Source organism: Aeromonas sp. QDB23, from assembly GCF_027707745.1.
GTDB classification, from domain to species: Bacteria; Pseudomonadota; Gammaproteobacteria; order Enterobacterales; family Aeromonadaceae; genus Aeromonas; species Aeromonas allosaccharophila.
On sequence record NZ_JAPCJA010000101.1, the window covers coordinates 1 to 5,898 of the forward strand.

Annotated in this window: 6 protein-coding genes and 1 pseudogene; 2 read left to right on the forward strand and 5 right to left on the reverse strand. The window is 55.7% G+C overall.

Going from position 1 to position 5,898, the window contains the following annotated elements:
• Positions 1-30: 30 nt before the first annotated feature.
• The 5 genes from PG888_RS22195 to PG888_RS22215 all read right to left on the reverse strand — a co-directional run bounded on the left by PG888_RS22195 (position 31) and on the right by PG888_RS22215 (position 4,768).
• Positions 31-657 carry a restriction endonuclease subunit S gene (locus PG888_RS22195; RefSeq protein WP_333563463.1) on the reverse strand — a complete coding sequence of 209 codons (627 nt, stop codon included), beginning with the start codon at positions 655-657 and terminating at the stop codon, positions 31-33.
• A complete protein-coding gene (locus PG888_RS22200; protein ID WP_270694405.1) occupies positions 626-1,354 on the reverse strand; it encodes a restriction endonuclease subunit S in 729 nt (242 codons plus the stop codon). The genes PG888_RS22195 and PG888_RS22200 overlap by 32 nt, the downstream gene beginning before the upstream one ends.
• Entirely contained in the window at positions 1,354-3,801 is a 2,448-nt protein-coding gene (locus tag PG888_RS22205; protein WP_259584247.1) for a type I restriction-modification system subunit M, read from the reverse strand. The genes PG888_RS22200 and PG888_RS22205 overlap by 1 nt, the downstream gene beginning before the upstream one ends.
• Before the next feature lie 185 nt (positions 3,802-3,986).
• Positions 3,987-4,433, reverse strand: coding sequence for a hypothetical protein (locus tag PG888_RS22210; RefSeq protein ID WP_043852095.1), 447 nt, complete (start codon positions 4,431-4,433; stop codon positions 3,987-3,989).
• Positions 4,434-4,579: 146 nt separating this feature from the next.
• Positions 4,580-4,768: a DUF3283 family protein gene (locus PG888_RS22215; protein ID WP_024941055.1), complete on the reverse strand. Its 189-nt coding sequence runs from the start codon at positions 4,766-4,768 to the stop codon at positions 4,580-4,582.
• Between the two features lie 116 nt (positions 4,769-4,884).
• Between PG888_RS22215 and umuD the strand changes: the two genes are divergently transcribed.
• Together umuD and PG888_RS22225 are read left to right on the forward strand one after the other, a co-directional pair.
• Positions 4,885-5,328: a translesion error-prone DNA polymerase V autoproteolytic subunit gene (umuD, locus tag PG888_RS22220; RefSeq protein ID WP_021138011.1), complete on the forward strand. Its 444-nt coding sequence runs from the start codon at positions 4,885-4,887 to the stop codon at positions 5,326-5,328.
• Positions 5,309-5,836: pseudogene (locus PG888_RS22225) on the forward strand (Y-family DNA polymerase); the annotation flags it as partial. The gene umuD and the pseudogene PG888_RS22225, both read left to right, overlap by 20 nt.
• Between the last annotated feature and the right edge of the window lie 62 nt (positions 5,837-5,898).

A 5,898-nucleotide genomic window follows, 5' to 3' on the forward strand; every position in this document is an offset into this window, starting at 1 on the left:
AGAGTATAAGATCACACCCTGTTCGGTCGGTCAAATCCTCGTGCCCTGCTTAAAAAACGTTCGCGATCTTGCCCTGGTCAACGCCTGCAGCTCGTTATCCATATCGGACAGAATAGTGGCGATGGCGGTTTGTTCTTCTATTGATGGAAGAGTGATCGACAATTTGAGGAATTGCTTTTTGGAAATATTGTACCGGGTAGAACCCTGAGCCATTATCGAAACAGCTTTTCTTCCAATCGAAGACCTGAACCAATATGATAAATAAATTGGTATATACTGCGCTCCATCCTTTCGTCTAAAACCAAAGCAAAAGCTATTTAGATATAAACCAGACACATCATTATTAACCAAAGAACAAAAGCAAACCTCTTCTGGTGTTTCTGATGACCCATTAAAAAGCAAATCACCATTAATTACGTCATTTTGATTTTCAGCAACATGGACTTTTTCAAGCTTGGCGATATCAACAATAATGTTAGCCATTACATTAGTGAACGGAACATACAAACCATTCCCGTGGCCAAAATCTTTTTTTGACTTCCCTGTCAGACCACCATAGGTAAAACCTAAGGATCCCATCTCGCACACCTCCCAATCCTCCGGGATTTCTCCCAGTTCGCTGGGTTTATAGCCTTTTGGAGTGCCATCGGGGCGCAGGGCGCAGGGCGAAGGCGGGCAGGCGGGTGCGGCCGGTGAGCAGCTGCTGCATGGCGGCGCTTTTGATGGCCTGCTTCTTGGCGATCAGCTGCTCCAGTGAGCCTATCAGCGCATCGGTATCCGACAATACATTGGCAATGGCGGTTTGTTCTTGTTTTTTACTAGGAAACGGTACAACAAAATTCAGCAAGTCACCGACATTGATATGCTTCATTGTTGTTCCAGTTTCTAACTCTTTTAACCGCATGCGCCCTTGCTGAGAGTTAAACAAATAGGAAAAAAAGGCCGAGTCATACTCAGGCTTAAACCTATTTATTATTAAGGCGTGACAATTCGCTCCTTCCAAACATGGAGGAACAACAGTTACAAGGCCGACATCTCCAGTTTGAACCATTAAAAGATCGCCAGCCCTAAGGCACGACTTTGAATTTTTCCTATGGAATTCCTCAGTAACCTTTTTTATGCCATGAAAATTAAAGCCATTCTCTTCAACATTATAACCCTGTATGTATGTAACCCCATTATGGGCCTCTGTATAATGCGTTTTGGCTGTCCCTACAAAACCATTGGTCATCAAACACGTTAATGATGACATTGGGGATACACTCCAATCCTCCGGAATAACCCCCACTTCGGTCTGCTGATAGCCTGCCGGGATCGCCTTGCCTGCTGTCTCCTGCATCATCTGCTCTGCCATTATGCCCACTCCAGCCCCATGCTTTTGAGATGCGCGGCGACCTTGGCCTCCAGAGCGGCGACCTGCTGAGTCAGTTGCGGCAAGGTGGCGCTGTAGCGCTCCTCCAACTCCTTGACGCGGTTGGCCAGCTGCTGGGTGATGCGCTCAATCTCCGCCTCGATGGCGGCCTGCAAGCTGGCGCGCCACTTATCCTCCACCAGCAGTTGCTTGATCTCACCCTCTGTCAGCTTGGGGTAACGGGCCACCACCGTCCGATCCAGCGCCTCTTGCGCTTCTTTTACCGCCTTTTTGGCACTGCTTTCGGCTTCGAACAGCTTGATGGCGGTTTTTAGTGCCGCCTTTTCCTCGACATCGCTGGCCTGCTTGAGCCGCGCCTTCAGGCTGGCGGCGTTGATCTTGCCCGCGTCGTTGGCGGCGTCACTGAGCAGCCCCTCCTCGCCGCCCTGCTCTTCCAGATAGCTTTCCAAGGCTTGGCTTGCCTCATCCGCGGCGGCCTGCAGGGCGTCGATGTCGGCCTGCTCATCGCTAAAGAAACGGGCCACCAGCAGCGCCGGTGGCAGCAGCTCGGCCTTGTACTTGCTCTTGCCCAGCACCAGATCCGGCGTTTCTTTAAGCTTTTCGCCCTTGTCGACCTTAAGCTCGCGCAGCACCTTGCCCGCCGCCCAGCCATCCTGGGAGAGCACATACACATCGTCCTGCATCACGGCGTGCCAGTAGTCCAGCAGCAGCTGGTAGATATCATAGTTATCCAGCAGCGGCAGCGGCGCATAGGCGGCGAGCAGCGATTCGCTGATCTCCTCGATCAATGCCTTGGGCGATTCACCCGGCTTTATCTCCGCCAGATGGCACTCGGTAAACCAGCGCGAGAAGGGTTCGAGTGAAGCAGAGGCAAAACGGATAAATTCGGGGTGCGCCAGTATGGTGCCCTTGACCTTGGCGGCCTCCACCAGACCATGGCTATAACCCGCATGGGCCGGAGCAAACAGATCGGCCCGCAGGGTCGGGAACACCTGCCAGTAAGCGCCCAGGGCGTCGATGTCCCGATTGGGAATGCCGCCTTTAAGGTGGGCGGCCAGATCGTGCAGATCCTCGGCCTCGCTGGCATCGATATAGCGCGGAATATTCAGGTTGTAGTCGTTGGCGGCGATCTCGGAGAGCGGCACGGCGCGGCTGTAACGGGGAATTACCTGCTCGCGGGTAAAGGTATCGACAATCTTGTGGATGTCCTGCTCGCGCAGCCGGTTCTTGTTGCCATCTTTGATAAAGCCTTTACTGGCATCGATCATAAACAGGCGCTGGCTGGTATAGCCGTTGGCCTGGATGGCGCGCTGGTGCGACGTCTCTTTGTCGAGGACTATGATGCAGGCCGGGATGCCGGTGCCGTAGAAGAGGTTGGCAGGCAGGCCGATGATGCCCTTGATAAAGCCTTGTTTGAGCAGATTCTCGCGGATGCGCGCCTCGGCATTACCACGAAACAGCACGCCGTGGGGCAGGATCACCGCCCCCTTGCCGCGGCTGTTGAGGCTCTTGATGATGTGTAGCAAGAAGGCGTAATCGCCATTTTTCTCCGGCGGTACGCCCCAGACAAAGCGGCCAAACTCATCGTGCTCGGCATCCAGGCCGCTGGTCCAGTTCTTGTTGGAGAAGGGCGGGTTGGCCACGGCAAAGTCGAAGCTCTTGAGCTGGTTGTTGCCCTCCTTCCACTGGGGAGCGGCCAGGGTATTGCCCTTCCAGATCTTGGCGGTCGGGTTGTCGTGCAGGATCATGTTCATGCGCGCCAGGGCGCTGGTGGCGTTATCCATCTCCTGACCGTAGATGGTGAGCCCCTTGGGTCCCGCCTCGTCACTGGCCTTGAGCAGCAAGGAGCCGGAGCCGCAGGTGGGGTCGTAGACGGTGGCATCTTGCGGCGTCTGGCGACTGATGCCGATCACCTTGGCCAGAATGCGCGACACCTCGGCCGGGGTATAGAACTGCCCCTTGGACTTGCCTGATTCGGTGGCGAAGTGGCGCATCAGGTATTCGTAGGCATCACCTAGCAGATCATCTCCCTCGGTGCGGTTGGCGGAGAGATCCAGCCCCTCGAAGATGCCAATCAGCTTGGTCAGGCGGTCGATCATCTCCTTGCCCTTGCCGAGCTTGTCCTCATCGTTGAAGTCGGCGATGTCGATGACGCCCTTGAGATCATTAGCTTCGGCCAGCGCCGAGATGGTGAGGTTGATCGCCTCGCCGATATTCGCGGTCCCCTTGAGCGCCACCATGTCACTAAAACTCGCCCCGTGCGGCACCTCAATCATGGCGTAGGGGTTACCCTTGGCCTTGTCGGAAACGTACTTCACAAACAGCAGGGTGAGCACATAGTCCTTGTACTGGGAGGCGTCCATGCCACCGCGCAGTTCATCGCAACTGGCCCACAGGGAGGAGTAGAGTTCGTTTTTCTTGATAGCCATGGAAAGGGTTCCAATAAGAGTCAGTTTGCGCCAAGGGCGCATGGAAAACGAAAAGAGGCGATTGTTTGCACCCATACGGGTGAGCACGCCAGAGATTGCCAACGAGTTTACCCACTTGACCCCGTGGCAACCATGGTGGATATCACATCAGTGACGGATAGGCAGATCGTTTGCTGCAAAAGCCATCATTTGCCTTCCAGCAAGGCCGGCGGTGTGCTCTCGCCACGGCATTTGAGTTGCCCCAGCGCGTTGGTTCGACAGACGGTGCCATCAGATGCACGCAACTGACCAAGTGCATCTTCACGCCATGTCACCCGTTCACCGGTTTTGGCATTGCTGCCGCGAATATTGCCCAGCGCGTCTTGCCGATAGGTAGTGCCATCGCTCCTCTTAAGATTGCCGAGCGCGTCCTTACGCCAGGTCGTTCCGGTTCCCGAGTCTTTGATGTTGCCAAGCGCATCCTCACGTAAGGTGCCCTGCTTGCCATCGTCACATTGATAGCGGGTATGGCCCAATGCATCTTTTCGATAGGTGCAGTCGGCTGCAAACACGACTTGCGGCGTTAGGCTCAGCAGCAGTGCGGCCAGCGACCACTGGCGTGTCGCTAACCAAAAGCCGGGTTGGTGACTCATTGCATCTCTCCTCTGACGTGAACTCGATTGACTATACCGGGCCAGCCGCTCAGCCTCGATACTGAGGTTTTTAACATGTCGTGTTTTCAGGCGGATGCGTGATGGCAAGACGTCCACTGAGGCGCGTTCAGTCCAGCTTGAGATAATTAACCTCGTTGGTATTTACCCACTTGCTCAAGAAAGTAGCTGCCCAGCTCACCCTTATGCTGGCTTGCTTCGCTTTCTGCGCTGGCCAAGTGACCGTTGCGCTCTTTCCATACGGCATATGCGGCAGCCTTCTCGACCTCGACCCGTTCTTGCTGCTCTTTCGGTAGGGCACACAGATTGTGACTCATACTGATCTCTTTGTTATTTGTTGGCGCCATGGTACGCCATCAGTGGCATGCGGGACTTGCGCTGGTTCAAAGGTGGCGCGCTATAATGCCTGTATATAAACACAGGCGTTATTACCATGAAGCTGTTAACCCCAGACCCATCACCCGCCGAGGTGACCATCCCGCTGTTCTTGCACCGCGCCTCTTGCGGCTTTCCCAGCCCAGCCAGCGACTATCTGGAAGGGAAGTTGGACCTTAACACCCACTGCGTGTCGCACCCTGCAGCAACCTTCTATCTGCGTGCCGAGGGGGAGAGCATGACCGGGGTCGGCATCTTTCCCGGTGACTTGCTGGTGGTCGATAAGAGCCTCACCCCTCGCCATGGTGATGTGGTGATTGCACTACTCGATGGCGGCTTCACGGTAAAGACCTTGCAGCTCAAGCCGAGGTTGCAGCTGTTGCCAGCCAATCCGGCGTTCGCGCCTATCGACCCTTGTATGAGCCTCTCCCTGGAGTTGTTCGGAGTGGTCACCCATGTGATTGGCAATCTGAGGCAGCGTGATGGCTATAGCGCTCGTTGATGTAAACAACTTCTACGCCAGCTGTGAGCGGCTGTTTCGCCCTGAGCTGCGTGGCCGCCCGATCGTTGTGCTCTCCAACAACGATGGATGCGTGGTGTCGCGCAGCCCCGAAGCCAAGGCGATGGGTATCAAGATGGCCGGGCCCTACTTCAAGATCCGCGAGCAGTTCGAGGCGCATGGCGGTGTGGCATTCAGCTCCAACTACGCGCTCTATGGAGATATGTCTGGCAGGGTGATGAGCACGTTGGAGACAATGGCCCCCGAGCTGGAGGTCTACTCCATCGATGAAGCATTCCTGTCACTGTCGGAGTCGTTTGCCGGGGACCTGACGGCCTATGGGCAACAGATCCGGCAGCGAGTGTGGCAGTGGACCGGCCTCACGGTAGGGGTTGGGATCGGCCCCACCAAGACCCTCGCCAAGCTGGCCAACTATGCAGCCAAGAAGTGGCCTGCCACGGGCGGCGTCGTGGACTTGCGTGACGAGCTGCGCCGTGTGCGTATTCCGGCGAAGTTGAACAGCCATTCCGGCCAACGTGAACACCCTGATCCTTAACGCGCTCACGTCACCCC